Annotated in this window: 1 protein-coding gene; it reads left to right on the top strand. The window is 74.4% G+C overall.

What is annotated here, in order from left to right:
• On the top strand, positions 1 to 387 hold a 387-nt coding region (locus D7Y13_RS44785; RefSeq protein ID WP_147452797.1), incomplete at both ends, for an alpha/beta hydrolase family protein.

The raw sequence follows: 387 nt of genomic DNA, 5'->3' as shown, positions 1-387 counted from the left end.
CCTCGCCGCCCGCGGCCGGGCCGACGCGGAGCGCACGGTGATCCGCGGCGGCTCGGCGGGCGGGTTCACGGTGCTGTCCGCGCTGGCCCGCCCGGACACGCCGTTCGCGGCGGGGGCCGACCTGTTCGGCGTCACCGACCTGGAGGCGCTGGCCCGCGACACGCACAAGTTCGAGAGCCGCTACCTCGACCGGCTCGTCGGCCCGTACCCCGAGGCGCGGGAGGTGTACGTGGCGCGCTCGCCGATCACGCACGTCGACGAGCTGCGCCGTCCGCTGATCGTGCTCCAGGGCAGCGAGGACGAGGTCGTTCCGCCGAACCAGTCGGAGATGATCGTCGACGCGCTGCGGGCCAAGGGTGTGCCGGTGGCGTACCTGCTGTTCGAGGG

This window comes from Corallococcus praedator (assembly GCF_003612125.1).
GTDB classification, from domain to species: domain Bacteria; phylum Myxococcota; class Myxococcia; order Myxococcales; family Myxococcaceae; genus Corallococcus; species Corallococcus praedator.
Note: the sequence above shows the minus strand (reverse complement) of the source record. Positions and strands in the feature narration are given on the sequence as shown.